Source organism: Williamsia serinedens, assembly GCF_024171725.1.
Classification (GTDB): domain Bacteria; phylum Actinomycetota; class Actinomycetes; order Mycobacteriales; family Mycobacteriaceae; genus Williamsia_A; species Williamsia_A serinedens.
Map to the genome: position 1 here is coordinate 36,363 of NZ_JAMTCG010000003.1, position 16,702 is coordinate 53,064.

Below are 16,702 nucleotides of genomic sequence, written 5' to 3' on the forward strand. Positions count from 1 at the left end.
ATGAAGTTCATCCAGATGATGGACCAGCCGGTCGCCCCGGGTGGTCTCGTCGAGTGGTCCCCGTCGACGGTCGGCGGTTTCGCGCACTGGGAGAACGACACCCGCTCGACGTCACACAACCACGAAGTGCACCTGCGGGCCGCGCTCGAGCACCGCTGGCGCACCGGACGCGAGGGCGGGCGCGAGTCGTGGCTCGGGCTGGCGATCGAGTTCGACGAACCCATGTCGGTCCCGGCGATCCGCGCCGCGCTGACACGGTGGATCGACCGACACGAGGTGCTGCGCAGTCACGTCGTCGTCAAACACGCCGGGCTGCAACGTCTCACGACCCCACCGGGGTCGGTCCGCCTGAAGATGGGGCGGGTCGGGTGGTACGCCGAGTCGGGTCCGTTGCTCGACCAGCTCGCGGGCTCGTTCGACCGGGCGACCGCCCCGCTGCAGTGGCCCGCCTACCTGTTCGCGACGGTGGCGCGTGAGCGGTCGTTCACGCTGTTGTTCGCCGGCGACCACTCGTTGCTGGACGGCTACTCGCTGATCCTCGCCCAGCACGAGCTGACCGAGCTCTACCACGCCGCGCGGGAACGTCGGGAGCCCGAACTGCCGCCCGTCGGCAGCTACGTCGACTTCAGTGCGCAGGAACGCAGCTCGGCCGACTCCGTCGACGTCGACCACCCCGCCGTCCGGGCCTGGGCGGACTACCTCGACGCGAACGAGCACCGGATGCCGCGCTTCGACCTCGCCGACCCGGTCGTACCCGACGGGGACGATGCCGACGGGGACACACCTGATGGGGAGCCGGGACCCCCGCAGTCGTCGGTCACGCTGGAACTCCTCGACGACGACCACGCGAACCGCTTCACCGCGGTGTGCGTCGCCGCGGGCGGGTCGTTGTTCGCCGGGATCGTCGCCGCCCTGGCCGTGGCCTACCGCGAGTGCGGAGGTGGCGACGTGTTCCGCTGCATCACGCCACGGCACACACGTACCCAGGGCCGCTGGCTCGGCGCGCTGGGCTGGTTCGTGTCGGTGACCCCCGTCGCCGTCGACTCCACGGGGACGGGGTCGTTCGCCGCGCTGGTGCAGCGCGCCACCCGGGCCCTGCGCACCACCCGCGTGGCCGCGGACGTCCCACTGTTGCGGGTGACCGAGCTCCTCGGCTACGGCGGCGCACCCTCGTTCGTCGTGTCCTTCATCGACACCCGCCACGCGCCCGACGCCGCGGCCGCCGACGCCGGCGGCGCGCGGGTGTTGCGCAGTCACAACTACTCCCCCGACGAGGTCTACATCTGGGTGAACCGGACACCGTCGGGTGTGCGCATCTCCGCCCGCTTCCCGGCCACCGGCCCGATGCACGCCGAGGTGAGCGCATTCCTGGTGCGGTTCAGCGAGATCGTGCGCGCGGTGGGTGATCAGAGCACATTCGGCCCGACCGTCCCGTGGACGGGCACGACTCCGTGACGACCACCTGACCGATCAATCGCTCGGTGCGTTAGGGTGCTGGTCGGGATCGCGGACCCCGGCGTCCGCGTACCCCCGATCCGCCCGCCGCACACACAGGAGACGAAGTGCCCAGTCACGCCAGTTCGGTGCTCAGCAAAGTTCTCGTCGCGAACCGCGGTGAGATCGCCGTGCGCGTCATCCGCGCAGCACGCGACGCCGGTCTGACGAGTGTGGCCGTCTACGCCGAGCCCGACGCCGACGCGCTGTTCGTGCACCTCGCCGACGAGGCGTTCGCGCTCGGTGGCCAGACCTCCGGCGAGTCGTACCTGAACATCGAGAAGATCGTCGACGCGGCGAAGAAGTCCGGCGCCGACGCCATCCACCCGGGTTACGGGTTCCTGTCCGAGAACGCCGACTTCGCCCAGGCCGTCATCGACGCCGGGATCACCTGGATCGGCCCGTCGCCGCAGTCCATCCGCGACCTGGGCGACAAGGTCACCGCCCGCCACATCGCACTGAAGGCGAACGCGCCGATGGCGCCGGGCACCAAGGACCCCGCCGCCAACGCCGACGAGGTCGTGGCGTTCGCGCAGGAGCACGGTGTGCCCGTCGCGATCAAGGCCGCGTTCGGCGGCGGCGGCCGCGGCATGAAGGTCGCGTACACCATCGAGGAGATCCCGGAGCTCTTCGAGTCGGCCACCCGCGAGGCGGTCGCCGCCTTCGGCCGCGGCGAGTGCTTCGTCGAGCGCTACCTCGACAAGGCCCGTCACGTCGAGGCGCAGGTCATCGCCGACCAGCACGGCAACGTCGTGGTCGCGGGCACCCGCGACTGCTCGCTGCAGCGCCGTTTCCAGAAGCTCGTCGAGGAGGCCCCGGCGCCGTTCCTGACCCCCGAACAGCGCGAGAAGATCCACTCCTCGGCCAAGGCCATCTGCCGCGAGGCGGGCTACTACGGCGCCGGCACGGTCGAGTTCCTCGTCGGCAGCGACGGCCTCGTCTCCTTCCTCGAGGTCAACACCCGCCTGCAGGTGGAGCACCCCGTCACCGAGGAGACCTCGGGTCTGGACCTCGTCCGTCAGCAGTTCCGCATCGCCGCGGGTCTGCCGTTGGAGATCACCGAGGACCCGACGCCCCGCGGACACTCCTTCGAGTTCCGCATCAACGGCGAGGACGCGGGCCGCAACTTCCTGCCCGCCCCGGGCCCGGTCACCGTCTACAACGAGCCCACCGGCCCGGGTGTGCGCGTCGACTCCGGTGTGCGCGCGGGCGACGTCATCGGCGGCCAGTTCGACTCCATGCTCGCCAAGCTCATCGTCACCGGCGAGAACCGCGAGCAGGCGCTCGAGCGCTCGCGGCGCGCGCTGGCCGAGTTCGAGGTCGAGGGCCTCGCGACCGTGCTGCCGTTCCACCGGCACATCGTGTCCAACCCGGCGTTCATCGGCGACGAGAACGGCTTCGAGGTCTACACCAAGTGGATCGAGACCGACTGGGACAACCCGATCGAGCCCTACGCCGGCGCGCAGCCGATCGAGGAGGACGAGGCCGCACCGCGCCAGACCGTCGTCGTCGAGGTCGGCGGACGTCGGGTGGAGGTCTCGCTGCCCGGTGACCTCGCCCTGGCGACCACCAACGGCGGCGGGGGCGGCCACGCGGCCGGCGCACAGCGCAAGAAGCCCAAGGCCCGCACCCGTGCCAAGGGCGGCAACACCGCCGTCTCCGGCGACGCGATCGCCGCGCCGATGCAGGGCACCGTCGTGAAGGTCGCCGTCACCGAGGGCCAGGAGGTCTCCGCGGGCGAGCTGGTCGTCGTCCTCGAGGCGATGAAGATGGAGAACCCGGTGACCGCCCACAAGGACGGCGTCGTCACCGGTCTCGCCGTCGAGCCCGGTTCGGCCGTCACCCAGGGCACGGTCCTGCTCGAACTGAAGTGACGTCGCGCCCCGCGGCGCCGTCGTCGCCGTGAGCGCGGCGATGGACCCGGTCGAGATCAACGCCGGGGCCTGGTACCTGCGCGCCCTGCGGGACGACGAGCGTGTCACCGACGTGCCCGCGCTGGGCACGCTCGTCGACGCCGACGTCCTCGGCGGCGACCCGCCCGCCGAGGCGGTCGTCCACGCGGCCGACGGATGGCGTGACGGCAGCAGGTTGACGTGGGCCGTGTGCGTGCCGGCGACCGGCGAGATGGTCGCGCTGATCGTCCTCGTCCCCGACGACACCACGGGCACAGCCCGACTCGTCCGTGCGACGACACCGGCCGACGGCGCCGACGGGGCGCTCGACGCGGGACTCGCCGCTGTCGGCCGATTCGCCGACGGCGCGCTCGGGCTGCGGGTGGTCGAGTAGAGTTTCGCCGGGTCGAACGGAACGCAGGTCGCATCGGCGACCGCGGACCGCGGGGGCGGTTCTCGTGACAGTAAGGACGACAGTGCTCACTTCCACCACCCCGGCGGGTGCCCGCCACGGCCGTCTGCGCCGCATGACACGCGTCGCCGTCGTCGCCGGGGCACTCGCCGCCGGCCTGCTGGCCCCCACCGCCGTCGCCGGCGCCGATCCCGGTCTGCCCGCCACGGGCGCCCGGTCCGCCGACGGCTCGGAGCTGGTGAAGGTCACCCGGGTCGACGCCCGGCGTCTCGACATCACCGTGCGCTCGGCCGCCATGAGCCGGGACATCCCGCTGTCGGTGATCCTCCCCCGCGACCGCAGCAAGCCCCGCCCGGTCTTCTACCTCCTCAACGGCGCCGGTGGCGGCGAGGACGCGGCGACGTGGCAGCGTCAGACCGACGTCGTGCAGTTCTTCGGCGACAAGGACGTCACCGTCGTGACGCCGAACGCGGGCGCGTACACCTACTACACCGACTGGCAGCGCGACGACCCGGTGCTCGGCCGCAACAAGTGGTCGACCTTCCTCGGCACCGAGCTGCCGCCCATCATGGACGCGGCGTTCGATGGGTCCGGCAAGAACGCGATCGCCGGGATCTCGTCGTCGGGGACCTCGGTGCTCGACCTCGGGATCGAGCACCCCGGCGTCTACCGGGCCGTCGGCGCCTACAGCGGATGTGCCTCGACGGCCGGTCCCGCCGGTCAGACCTACGTGCGCCTCGTCGTGTCGTCGCGCGGTGGCGCGAACCCCGAGAACATGTGGGGCCCGTACAACGGCCAGGGGTGGCGTGATCACGACGCGATCCTGAACGCGGCCAAGCTGCGGGGGCTGAGCCTATGGATCTCGAGCTCGTCGGGTCTGCCCGGGAAGTACGACAACCCGCAGTCGATCCAGCCCGGGACGAGCCTCGACCAGCAGATCATCCTCGGCGGGCCGATCGAGGCCGCGGTCAACCAGTGCACCCACCAGCTCGCCGATCGGCTCCGCGCGCTGAGGATCCCGTTCACCGCGGACTTCCCGCCGCAGGGCACGCACTCGTGGCTGTACTGGCAGGACCAGCTGCACCGCTCGTGGCCGCAGATCGGGCGCGCCATCGGCGCCTGAGCGCGACGCCAGCCCGCCGAGTGGGCCGAAATCAGTCGCCGAGCGTGCACCAGATCCCCCCGACCGTGCGGTAGATCGCCTCGACCGTGCACTACATGCACCCGGTCGCGATGTTCTGCCCACTCGGTGCGCATCGTCTGCACGCTGGACGGAATCTGGTGCACGATCGACGGAATCGAGTGCACGCTGGGCGGACATGACGAAGCGGCGCCCGATCCCCACGGGGACCGGGCGCCGTCGTCGTGTGTCGGGTGGGTCAGCCCGCGAGCAGACCCTTCGCCACGTGGGTCACCTGGATCTCGTTGCTGCCCGCGTAGATCATCAGCGACTTCGCGTCGCGGGCGAGCTGCTCCACGCGGTATTCGGCCATGTACCCGTTGCCGCCGAACAGCTGCACCGCCTCCATCGCGACGTCGGTGGCCGCCTTCGACGAGTACAGCTTCATCGCCGACGCCTCGGCCAGGCTGATCGACTTCTTGTCCCTGCCACGCTCGAGCGCGCTGAAGATCATGTTCTGCACGTTGATCCGCGCGATCTCCATCTCGGCGAGCTTGAGCTGGATGAGCTGGAACTGCCCGATGTTCTTGCCCCACAGCGTGCGGTTGCGGGCGTAGTCGACCGACAGCCGGAGGCACTCGTTGATGATGCCCAGCGACAACGCGGCGATCCCGATCCGCTCCATGGTGAAGCCGGCCTTCGCGCCCTCGCCGCCGCGGATGTCCGCACCGGTGTCCTCGGTCTCGCCGAGCAGCCGGTCCGGCGACACGCGCACGTTGTCGAAGAAGAGCTCACCGGTGGGCGAGCTCATCATGCCCATCTTCTTGAACGGCTTGCCCTGCGTGAGGCCCTCCATGCCCTTGTCGAGGACGAACGACAGGACCTTGCGGTCACGGATGGGGGTGCCGTCGCCCTCGTCGAGCTTGGCGAACACGACGATCGTGTCGGCGTAGGGGCCGTTGGTGATGAACGTCTTCTGACCCTTGAGGATGTAGTCGTCGCCGTCCCGCTTGACGGTCGTCTTCATGCCGCCCAACGCATCTGAACCCGAGTCGGGCTCGGTGATGGCCCACGCGCCGATCTTCTCGAGGGTGACGAGCTCGGGCAGCCACCGCTTCTTCTGCGCCAGCGTGCCCTTCGACCGGATCGTCCCGACGGTGAGCTGACAGACGCCGAGCGAGGCGATGATGCCGAGGCTGACGCCGGCGAGCTCGGTGTTGAGCAGCATGAAGGTGCTGTCCCCCAGGCCTCCGCTGACGGCACCGGGCTTCGCGTCGCCGGTCGCCTCCGACTCCAGCTCCCGCTCGAGCCCCTCCCGTGCCATCTGGTCGACGCCGAAAGTGGTGTAGAGCTTCCGCGCGATGTCGTACGGCGGCAGCACACCGGTCTCGAGCTCGTCGAGGTGCGGACGCACCTCCTTGTCGATGAAGCCGCGCAACGCATCGCGGATCATCAGATCCTCGTCGGACCACTCGTACATGGCACTCCCTCGTCGTGTCTGCCCGTGAACTGAATGACGTTTCAGTTTTCCCGAGCCACGATGTCATCCACGGATGGAAATGTCCACCGTCCACGTCGAGGCGGGTGGGATGTCGACGCCGAAGAAGCCCGCGGCGCCGACGTCGCGGTGGAGCGCGACCGCGGCCTGGACCACGGGCTTCGCCACGACGACGACACCCTCGGGGGCCGGCGGCAGATCGCCGAGCCGTGTGCGGACGCGGCCGAGGAACGCGGCCACCGACTCCCCGCCGTGCGGAGCGGCGTGGGGGTCGGTGAACCATGCGTGCAGCTCGGCCGGCGGGATCTCCTCCGGGCGACGGCCGACCCAGGACCCGAGGTCGATGCTGCGCAACGCGTCGTCGACACGCACCCCGTCGGCGAGGAGCGCAGCGGTCTCGCGGACGGACGACTCCGGTCCGCAGATCGCGAGCGGGCACCGGAGATCGAGCGACGAGACGTCGCGTCGCCCACGCTCGTCGAGCGACCGGCCCTCATCGCCGAAGGACAGGGCCCGATTGGGCCCGGTGCGTCCCGCGGCGACGAGGGTGAAGGTCAGCGCAGCGCCCCGACCTCGGACGTCGTTCGCGACGAGTCGGCGTCGGCGCGGCGCGCGATGCGGGTCAGCACCACGGCGAACACCAGTCCGAGGACCGACCACAGGATCATCTGGTTCGCCAGCGACAGGAACCGGAAGTCGCCGATCACGTCGCCCGGGAACCCGGGGTAGACGATGGTCTCGCCCGAGCGCAGCGCGGTCGGCACCTCGTCGAACGACGGCAGCGCCGCCATCGCGACACCCGTCCCGACGACGTACGCGGCGACGCCCGAGACCAGCGCCCACAGACCCCCGAGACGGGGCATCAGCCAGAAGGCCAACACGACCGCGGCGATCGCGAGTGCCACCGAGACCAGCGTCATCGTGAGGTACGACCCGCTGCGCGCGCCGATGGTGTCGTCGTGCCCGACGGCGGGCGGGTTGGCGGGGTACTTGGCGAACGGCACCAGGTAGACGGCGACGAACCCGCCGAACGCCAGCGCGCCCGCGACCCAGCGGGGATCGACGAGCGGGTGACGTCGCCCGACGTACGCCCAGAGGACCGTGAACGCGACGGCGAACAGTGCACCCATCGCAAGACCGAAGACCACCGACCCCACGCCGGCGCCGATGTTCTCCTGCACCGACCGAGTGAACAGTTCGCCGTGCTCGTGTGCGCCGTGGTCGCCGGCGAGCATCTCCTCGGCGTGGCTGCGGCCGCTCTCGTAGTCGATGGCCTTGCCCACCTGCGGCTCGATGAACACGCGGGCGAACACGTACGCGACGATGCCGGCGACGAGACCTGCGATCAGTCCGCCGCCGATGAACTTCTTCTCCATCTGTCCGGTGCCCCGCTCAGTGGCAGGGGAAGCCGAGGAAGTGCCGTGCGTCGTGCACGAACTCGTGGACGTGGGTGTCGGACCCGAAGACCGACACCGCGCCCTGGTCGTACCCGAGGAAGTAATAGGCGAGCGCCGCGAGTGCGGTGGTCGCGGTGAGCCACAGCGCGGTCTCCATCGCGGAGACGTCCGCGGTGTCGAGCTGCAGGACCCGGGCCGTGCCGCGCGGGGCGGACAGCGAGGACATCTGGGACATGGGCGGAACTCCTCTCGTGGGATGACGCGTCCCACGTGGTGCGGATGAGATGACCGGGCGGCGGCGATCTGACTCGACGTGCGGTGACCCGCACCCCTCACAGTGGCGCGACCGTCCCGGATTCCCACCGGGTTCCCCGGCCGCTCGGCTGGGCTGACCCTATGTGTCGCGATCCGCGGTGGCAACAGGCCCCGCCGGTGGCACGAGGGACTGTCGGACCGCAGGGGGATGATGGAGCGATGAGCACGGCCACCGCCGAGGTGCTGGATCGGTTCAGCGCGCCCACGCGCGACTGGTTCACGGGCGCCTTCACCGCGCCCACCGCCGCCCAGCTCGGCGCGTGGTCGTCCATCGCCGACGGGGCCAACACCCTGGTCGTCGCACCGACCGGCTCGGGCAAGACGCTCTCGGCGTTCCTCTGGGCACTCGACCGGCTCACCCGGGAGCCGAGGGAGGGCCACACGACGTCGGTCCTCTACATCTCGCCGCTCAAGGCCCTCGCCGTCGACGTCGAGCGGAACCTGCGCGCCCCGCTGGCCGGCCTGCAGCGCTCGGCCGCCGCGCTGGGTCTGCCCGCCCCGGACATCACGGTGGGCGTGCGCTCCGGCGACACCCCGTCGACGCAGCGCCGCCAGTTGTTGCGCACTCCCCCGGACATCCTCATCACCACGCCCGAGTCGCTGTTCCTCATGCTGACGTCGTCGGCACGCGACACGCTGCGACAGGTGCACACCGTCATCGTCGACGAGGTGCACGCCGTCGCCGCGACGAAACGCGGCACCCACCTCGCGCTCTCGCTGGAACGACTCGACGCCCTTCTCGACCAGCCCGCGCAGCGCATCGGTCTCTCCGCGACGGTCCGTCCGCCGGAGCGCGTCGCGCAGTTCCTGGCCGGGTCCGCGCCGTGCACGGTGGTCAACCCGCCCGCGGAGAAGACCTTCGACCTCACCGTCGACGTGCCCGTGCCGGACATGGCGAACATCCCCCCGCCACCGGGCGTGAACGACCTCGACGACGAGATGACGCCCACCGCGGGCTCGTTGTGGCCCTATGTCGAGAACGGCATCGTCGACCTCATCGAGAAGAACCGGTCGACGATCGTCTTCGCCAACTCGCGGCGTCTCGCGGAGCGACTGACGGCCCGGCTCAACGAGATCCACGCCGAGCGGTCCGGGGTCGACCTGGACGCCCAGGGCAACGACGCCGTCCCCGGCGGCGCCCCCGCGTACGTGATGGGCAGTGGGGCCAGCCAGGGCGCGCCGCCGGTGCTCGCCCGCGCCCACCACGGATCGGTGTCGAAGGAACAGCGCGCGCTCATCGAGGACGACCTGAAGGCGGGGCGCCTGCGCTGCGTGGTCGCGACCAGCTCGTTGGAACTCGGCATCGACATGGGTGCGGTCGACCTCGTCGTCCAGGTGGAGACACCGCCGTCGGTGGCCGGCGGTCTGCAGCGCATCGGCCGCGCCGGACACCAGGTCGGCGAGATCAGCCGCGGCGTCGTGTTCCCCAAGCACCGCGCCGATCTCGTGCACGCGACCGTCGCGGTACGGCGGATGCGCGACGGTCTCATCGAGGAGATCGCGGTCCCGGCGAACCCGCTCGACATCCTCGCCCAGCACACCGTCGCCGCGAGCGCCGTCGACGTCCTCGACGTGCAGGACTGGTACGAGACCGTCCGACGCGCGGCGCCGTACGCGACGCTGTCGTGGTCGGTCTACGAGGCCACGCTCGACCTCCTGTCGGGGCGCTACCCGTCCGACGAGTTCGCCGAACTGCGCCCCCGCGTGGTGTGGGACCGCGACGCGAACACCATCACCGGCCGTCCCGGCGCGCAACGACTGGCCGTCACCTCGGGTGGGTCCATCCCCGACCGCGGCATGTTCGGTGTCTTCATGGTCGGCGAGAAGGCCACGCGCGTGGGCGAACTCGACGAGGAGATGGTCTACGAGTCCCGCGTCGGCGACGTGTTCGCCCTGGGCGCGTCGAGCTGGCGGATCGAGGACATCACCCACGACCGTGTGCTGGTCTCGCCCGCCGCGGGTGTTCCCGGACGCCTGCCGTTCTGGATCGGCGACGCCGTCGGACGACCCAGCGAACTCGGCCGCGCCATCGGCGCGTTCATCGGCGAGGTCGGCGACGCGATCACCCGCGGCGACACCGGCACGCTGGCCGCGTCCACCGAACACCTCGGCCTCACCGCGTTCGCGCGCGACAACCTCGTCTCGCTCATCTCCGAGCAGCGTGAGGCCACGGGCCACCTCCCCACCGATCGCACGCTGGTGCTCGAGCGGTTCCGTGACGAGCTCGGCGACTGGCGGCTGGTTCTGCACTCCCCCTACGGATTACGGGTGCACGCGCCGTGGGCGTCGGCGATCGGGGCCCGCCTGCGGGACCGGGTCGGGGTCGACGGCGCGGTCACCGCGTCCGACGACGGCATCATCATCCGCCTCCCCGACACCGACGACGAGCCACCCGGCGCGTCGATCGTCGCGCTCGACCCCGACGAGATCGAGGATCTCGTCACCGACGAGCTCGGTGGATCGGCGTTGTTCGCCAGCCGGTTCCGCGAGTGCGCCGCCCGTGCGCTGCTGTTGCCGCGCCGCAATCCCGGTCGACGCGCGCCGCTGTGGCAGCAGCGTCAACGCAGCGCCCAACTGCTGCAGGTGGCCGCGCGGTACCCGCAGTTCCCGATCATCCTTGAGACCCTGCGCGAGTGCCTGCAGGACGTCTACGACCTGCCCGCGCTCATCGACCTGCTGCGGTCGGTCAGCGGTCGTCGGGTCCGCATCGTCGAGGTCGCCACCGAGACGCCGTCTCCGTTCGCCGCGTCGCTGCTGTTCGGGTACGTGGGCGCGTTCATGTACGAGGACGACGCCCCGCTCGCCGAACGCCGTGCGGCCGCCCTGTCGCTGGACACCGCCCTCCTCGCGCAGCTGCTCGGTCGGATCGACCTGCGCGAACTCCTCGACCCCGCGGTCATCGCCGACGTCGAGGCGCGTCTGCAGCGGACCCACCCCGACCGCCGTGCGCACGACGCCGAGGGCATCACCGACCTACTCCGCTGGCTGGGCCCCCTCACCGACGCCGAGATCGCCGACCGCTTCGACACGCGGGACGACGACGTCGACGCCGCCGACGCGATCCGACCGCTGCTGGAGAACCTGCACGTCACGGGTCGGATCATCAGCGTGAACCACGGCGGGCGTGTGCTGTGGGCCGGCGTCGAGGACACCTCACGACTGCGTGATGCGCTGGGAATCCCTGCGCCGCAGGGTGTCCCGGCTGCCTTCACCGAGCCCGTCGAGGACCCGGTGGGCGACCTCGTCGGACGCTTCGCCCGCACCCACGGGCCGTTCACCGCGAGCCAGGTGACCGACGCGCTGGGGCTGGCACCCGCCGTCGTCCGCGACACCCTCGCGCGCCTGGCCGCGCAGCGCCGCGTCGTCGAGGGCGACTTCCGCGCGGACCTCCCGGGCGGCACCGCCGGGGACACCCGACAGTGGTGCAACACCGAGGTGCTGTCGCAGATCCGACGCGCCTCCCTGGCCGCGAGCCGGGCCGAGATCGCGCCGGTGCCCACCGACGCGTTCGCGCGGTTCCTGCTCGACTGGCAGCACGTCACCGGGACCGACCGCACCCGCCTCCGCGGTGTCGACGGCCTCGCCACGGTGATCGACCAGCTCGCGGGCGTCCCTCTCCCCGCGTCGGCGTGGGAGACGCTGGTCCTGCCGTCGCGTGTCGTCGACTACCGCCCCGCCATGCTCGACGAGCTCGTCGCCTCCGGCGAGGTGGTGTGGTCCGGGCACGGTGCTCTCGGTTCCTCGGACGGGTGGATCGCCCTGCACCCGGCCGACCTGGCCCCGCTCACCGTCGGCGAACCCGGCGCCCTCGACGCGACCGCCGTCCACGAGGAGATCCTCGACCGCCTCGCCGCCGGCGGCGCCTACCAGTTCCGTCAGCTGCTCGCGCCCCGCACCGAGGAGACCGCCGCACCCGCACCGACCGACGAGGACCTCGAACGGGCCCTCTGGGACCTGGTGTGGACGGGACGCGTCGGCAACGACTCGTTCGCCCCCGTCCGCGCGCTGCTCGGCCGGCGCTCGTCGGGACCGCGGGGCACACCGGCGCACAGGCAACGCTCTCGGCCACCACGGCTGCGCGCCCACCGACTGACCACCCGTTCCCTCGCGGCGAACCCCGCCGTGACCCGCGCTGCTCCCCCGACGGTCACCGGTCGGTGGTTCGCGTTCGACGCCCGTGTCACCGACCCGACCGTCGAGACGCACGGGCTGTGCGAGCAACTGCTCGAGCGCTACGGCGTGGTGACCAAGGGCGCGGTCATGACCGAGGAGATCCTCGGCGGGTTCGCCCGCATCTATCGCGGGCTGTCGGGGTTCGAGGACACCGGCAGGGTGCGCCGCGGGTACTTCGTCGACGGACTCGGCGGTGCCCAGTTCGCGGCAGTGTCGACGGTCGACGCCCTGCGCGAGCACGCCGGCGACGTCACCGACGACCGCACCGGAGGCCCCGGGCAAGCCGCCGGTGGCGAGGAACCACAGGGCGTCGTCGTCGCCTCGTGCGATCCCGCCAACCCCTACGGTGCGACGCTGCCGTGGCCGGAGACCGAGGGACACCGGCCGGGCCGCAAACCCGGAGCGCTGGTGGTCCTCGTCGACGGCCGCCTGGCGTTGTTCGTCGAGCGTGGCGGCAAGACGGTCCTGACGTTCTCCACCGACGACCTGCCCGCGGCCGCAACAGCTCTCGCAGAGACGGTGCGTGCCGGACGCGTCGACCGGGTGCAGATCGAGCGTGTCGACGGCGAGAACGTCCTGGGCACCCCCGTCGCGACGGTGTTCACCGAGGCGGGCTTCACCGCCACGCCCCGCGGGATCCGCCTGCGCCACATGGCCCGCTGACGTGCCCGAGGGGGACACCGCGTTCCAGGCCGCGGCATCCATCGCCGCCGCCTTCACCGGGAAGCCGTTGGCGTACAGCCAGTTCCGGGTCCCGCGCTACGCCACCGTCGACCTCTCCGGACGGACCGTGCTCGCGTCCCGGTCCATCGGGAAACACGTCGTCGTCGACGTCGGGGACGACTGGGCGATCCACACCCACATGAAGATGGAGGGCGTGTGGCGGGTCCACCCGCTCGGGACGCGGTGGACCAAACCCGCCCACACCGCACGGCTGGTGCTGCGCACCGACACCCACGAGGCCGTCGGCTTCGACCTCGGGGTGTGCGAGATGCTGCGTCACCCCGACGAGGCGCTGTCGTACCTCGGGCCGGATCTCCTCGGGCCGACATGGAATCCCGAACTCGCCGTCGCGAACCTGCGCCGCGACCGCGATCGGCCGATCGGGCTCGCCTTGCTCGACCAGCGCCTCATGGCGGGGGTCGGCAACGTCTACCGTTGCGAGGCCTGCTTCCTGCGGGGCGTGCACCCGCACACCGGCGCCGGCGACGTCGACCTGCCCGCCATGGTCGACCTGTGTCATCGACTGCTCGTCGCGAACAAGGGTCGGGTCCGCACGACGACCGGCCACGCGCGATCGCGGCGCTACTGGGTCTACGGGCGTGGCGGGCGTCCCTGCATGCGCTGCGGGACCGCGATCGTGCGCAGCTTCCTCGGCACTCCCGACACCACCGAGGAGCGGGTGCTCTACCACTGCCCGCACTGTCAGCCCGAGCCGGCGCGGTCGTCGTTACCCTCGGGGTCATGACCGCCTCGTCGCCCGTAAGTCCCTGGAGTCCCGACCGTCTCGGCGACCGCTCCGGTCAACGCGTGATCGTCACCGGTGCCACCAACGGCGTCGGGTTCGCCACCGCCCGTGCACTGGCCCGGGCCGGTGCGCACGTCATCCTCGCCGTCCGCGACACCGACCGCGGGGAGCAACGCGCCCGCGAGATCGGCGGGTCGACCGAGGTGTCCCACCTCGACCTCGCCGACCTGTCGACCGTCCGCGCCTTCGCCGACCGCCTCACCGACCCCGTCGACATCCTGGTCAACAACGCCGGCGTCGTGCTGGTCTCCCGGCGCGACACCGTCGACGGGTTCGAGGCGACCATCGGGACCAACTTCCTCGGCCCGTTCGCGCTCACGAACCTGATCGCCGACCGGGTCACCGACGCCGTGGTGATCGTCGGGTCCGACGCGCACCGGATGACGTCGCTTCGTCTCGACGATCTCGACCTGCGGTCGGGCTGGAACGCCCAGCGCGCCTACGCGCAGTCGAAGTTGGCCGACATGCTGTGGGGGCTGGAACTCGACCGCCGGTACCGCGAAGCGGGGTTGTCGGTGTCGGTCACCCTCACCCACCCCGGCTGGGTGCGGTCCAACCTCTCCTCCGTCGGTGACGGCCCGATCGCGAAGATCGGGCACGCGGTGGTGTCGACGGTGGGTCGGGTCTTCGCCAACGACATCGACGCCGGCGCGGCACCGACCCTGTTCGCCCTGACCGAGCCGCTCCCGTCGGGGAGTTTCGTCGGCGTCGAGGGACGGTTCGGACTGAAGGGAGCACCGGCCCTGTCCGGGCGCACCGCGGAGGCGTCGGATCACCAACTCGCCGCGGCACTCTGGGACATCGCCGAGCGGCGCACGAACACCCGCTGGCCCCTCTGACGCTTCCCGCTCCGCTTACAGGGTTTCCGCTCCAGTTACAGGGTTCCCGCTCCGGATGTTCGAGGACGCTCCGGATGTATCCGGAGCGTCCTCGAACAAGTGGAGCGTCTGCACTACCGCGCCCTGCAGGTGGAGCGCCCACACCAGAAGTGGGGCGTCCGTACCGGCGGACCCGATGCGCGAACCACGGTCAGTCCGGGACCGGCACCGGCTCCAGGATCTGTCCGCGGGACTCGGGGGCCGCGGCCCGCAGCTTGTCGGCGGAGGCGTCGTCGGGCTGGCGCTGCGACTCGATCTCCGCCTCCACGCGGCTGCGGTAGGTCTCGACCTCGGTCGCGATGTCGGTGGGCGTCCAGCCCAGCAGCGGCGCGACGATGTCGGCGACCTCGCGGGCGCAGTCGACACCGCGGTGCGCGTACTCGATGGAGATCCGCGTGCGCCGGGCCAGCAGGTCCTCGAGGTGCAGCGCGCCCTCGCACCGTGCCGCGTAGTCGATCTCGACACGCAGGTACTGCGGGGCGGCCGCGAGCGGCTCGAGCAGCGTCGGGTCGGTCGCGGCGGCGGCCAGCACCTCGTCGATGAGCGAGCCGTACCGGTTGAGCAGCCGGCGGATCCGATAAGGATGGAGTCCGTACCGCTCCCCGAGATGATCGCACTGGTTGACCAGCGCGAAGTAGCCGTCGGCCCCGATCAGCGGCACACGCTCGGTGATGGAGTCGGCGACGCGGGTCGGGATGAAGTCGGTGCAGGCGTCGACGGCGTCGGCCGCCATCACGCGATAGGTCGTGTACTTCCCGCCGGCGATGGAGACGAGACCCGGTGCGGGCGAGGCGACGGCGTGCTCGCGGGACAGCTTCGACGTCTCGTCGCTCTCCCCGGCGAGCAGGGGACGCAGCCCGGCGTACACGCCCTCGATGTCGTCGTGGGTGAGCGGGGTGACGAGCACCTCGTTCACCTTCTCGAGGATGTAGTCGATGTCGGCGCGCGTCGCGGCGGGGTGCGCGAGGTCGAGATTCCAGTCGGTGTCGGTGGTGCCGATGATCCAGTGGGTCTCCCACGGGATCACGAACAGCACCGACGTCGGGGTGCGCAGGATGATCGCGGTCTCGCTGACGATGCGGTCGCGCGGGACGACGATGTGCACGCCCTTCGACGCACGCACCCGGAAGCGCCCCCGTTCCTTCGACAGCGCCTGCACCTCGTCGGTCCACACACCGGCGGCGTTGATGACGCAGTGCGACCGGATCGACGTCTCGGCGCCGGTCTCGGTGTCCCGCACACGGACACCGCTCACGCGGTCGGCCTCCCTGAGGAACGAGACCACCTGCGTGGACAACCGTACGACCGCGCCGTACTGGGCCGCGGTGCGCGCGACGGTCAGGCTGTGGCGGGCGTCGTCGACGACGGTGTCGTGGTAGCGGATCCCGCCCGTCAGCGCCGACCGCTTGAGCGCCGGTGCGACCCGCAGCGCCCCCGACCGCGTGACGTGCTGCTGCCCCGGCAGGCTGCGCGCCCCACCGAGCGTGTCGTAGAGGAACAGCCCCGCGGCGACATACGGACGCTCCCAGACACGATGGGTCAGCGGGTACAGGAACGGCAGCGGCTTCACCAGGTGCGGCGCCAGGGTCCGCAGCGACAGCTCGCGTTCGTGCAGCGCCTCGCGCACCAGGCCGAACTCGAGCTGTTCGAGGTAGCGCAGTCCCCCGTGGAACATCTTCGACGACCGGCTCGACGTGCCCGAGGCGATGTCGCGGGCTTCGACCAGCGCGACGCGCAGCCCCCGGGTGGCGGCGTCGAGAGCGGCGCCCGCCCCGACGACCCCGGCACCGACGACGACCACGTCGAAGCGTTCCTCCGACAGCCGCTTCCACGCCTCGTCGCGACGATCCGGACTGAGATCGGCGGGGCGATCCCAGTCGGCGGTGGCGGTGGGCGGGAGCTCGGTCATGGCTGCAGACATCCTCACGAGACGACGATTCGGTCCCCGGCGCCGATGTTACCCACGAGTAGCAGGACGGGGCCCGGTGCCGACGA

Annotated in this window: 12 protein-coding genes; 7 read left to right on the plus strand and 5 right to left on the minus strand. The window is 71.3% G+C overall.

From position 1 onward, the window contains the following. From LX12_RS07515 to LX12_RS07530, 4 genes are all read left to right on the plus strand, one after another. Window positions 1-1,455: a condensation domain-containing protein gene (locus LX12_RS07515; RefSeq protein WP_253653933.1), complete on the plus strand. Its 1,455-nt coding sequence runs from the start codon at window positions 1-3 to the stop codon at window positions 1,453-1,455. A gap of 107 nt (window positions 1,456-1,562) precedes the next feature. Further along, entirely contained in the window at window positions 1,563-3,368 is a 1,806-nt protein-coding gene (locus tag LX12_RS07520; protein ID WP_308213982.1) for an acetyl/propionyl/methylcrotonyl-CoA carboxylase subunit alpha, read from the plus strand. A gap of 40 nt (window positions 3,369-3,408) precedes the next feature. After that, window positions 3,409-3,780 carry a hypothetical protein gene (locus LX12_RS07525; protein WP_253654558.1) on the plus strand — a complete coding sequence of 124 codons (372 nt, stop codon included), beginning with the start codon at window positions 3,409-3,411 and terminating at the stop codon, window positions 3,778-3,780. Between the two features lie 133 nt (window positions 3,781-3,913). Continuing rightward, window positions 3,914-4,921 (plus strand): alpha/beta hydrolase, encoded by a 1,008-nt coding sequence (locus LX12_RS07530; RefSeq protein WP_301284376.1) that lies wholly within the window; start codon window positions 3,914-3,916, stop codon window positions 4,919-4,921. A 256-nt stretch (window positions 4,922-5,177) separates the two neighbouring features. Here LX12_RS07530 and LX12_RS07535 read toward each other — a convergent pair whose 3' ends face one another. The 4 genes from LX12_RS07535 to LX12_RS07550 form a co-directional block, all read right to left on the minus strand. Further along, a complete protein-coding gene (locus LX12_RS07535; protein ID WP_253653935.1) occupies window positions 5,178-6,398 on the minus strand; it encodes an acyl-CoA dehydrogenase family protein in 1,221 nt (406 codons plus the stop codon). A gap of 63 nt (window positions 6,399-6,461) precedes the next feature. Beyond that, the gene (locus LX12_RS22340) at window positions 6,462-7,076 is read right to left on the minus strand and encodes a histidine phosphatase family protein (protein ID WP_344017324.1); all 615 of its coding nucleotides are present in this window, start codon (window positions 7,074-7,076) and stop codon (window positions 6,462-6,464) included. Beyond that, complete coding sequence (locus LX12_RS07545) at window positions 6,971-7,792, minus strand: CbtA family protein (protein WP_253653937.1); 822 nt, start codon at window positions 7,790-7,792, stop codon at window positions 6,971-6,973. The genes LX12_RS22340 and LX12_RS07545 overlap by 106 nt, the downstream gene beginning before the upstream one ends. 16 nt (window positions 7,793-7,808) lie before the next feature. Next, a complete protein-coding gene (locus tag LX12_RS07550; protein ID WP_372504955.1) occupies window positions 7,809-8,048 on the minus strand; it encodes a CbtB domain-containing protein in 240 nt (79 codons plus the stop codon). 239 nt (window positions 8,049-8,287) lie between these two features. Here LX12_RS07550 and LX12_RS07555 point away from each other — a divergent pair, with 239 nt between their 5' ends. The 3 genes from LX12_RS07555 to LX12_RS07565 are packed head-to-tail and all read left to right on the plus strand — an operon-like array spanning window position 8,288 to window position 14,668. Further along, on the plus strand, window positions 8,288-12,964 hold the full coding sequence (locus LX12_RS07555; protein WP_253653938.1) for an ATP-dependent helicase: 4,677 nt from the start codon (window positions 8,288-8,290) through the stop codon (window positions 12,962-12,964). Window position 12,965: 1 nt separating this feature from the next. Further along, the gene (locus tag LX12_RS07560; protein WP_253653939.1) at window positions 12,966-13,769 is read left to right on the plus strand and encodes a DNA-formamidopyrimidine glycosylase family protein; all 804 of its coding nucleotides are present in this window, start codon (window positions 12,966-12,968) and stop codon (window positions 13,767-13,769) included. Then, window positions 13,766-14,668, plus strand: coding sequence for an SDR family NAD(P)-dependent oxidoreductase (locus LX12_RS07565; protein WP_253653940.1), 903 nt, complete (start codon window positions 13,766-13,768; stop codon window positions 14,666-14,668). Before LX12_RS07560 ends, LX12_RS07565 begins: the two co-directional genes overlap by 4 nt. 190 nt (window positions 14,669-14,858) lie before the next feature. On the opposite strand, the gene glpD is transcribed toward LX12_RS07565, so the two are convergent. Beyond that, window positions 14,859-16,616 (minus strand): glycerol-3-phosphate dehydrogenase, encoded by a 1,758-nt coding sequence (glpD, locus tag LX12_RS07570; RefSeq protein ID WP_253653941.1) that lies wholly within the window; start codon window positions 16,614-16,616, stop codon window positions 14,859-14,861. Window positions 16,617-16,702: the final 86 nt, after the last annotated feature.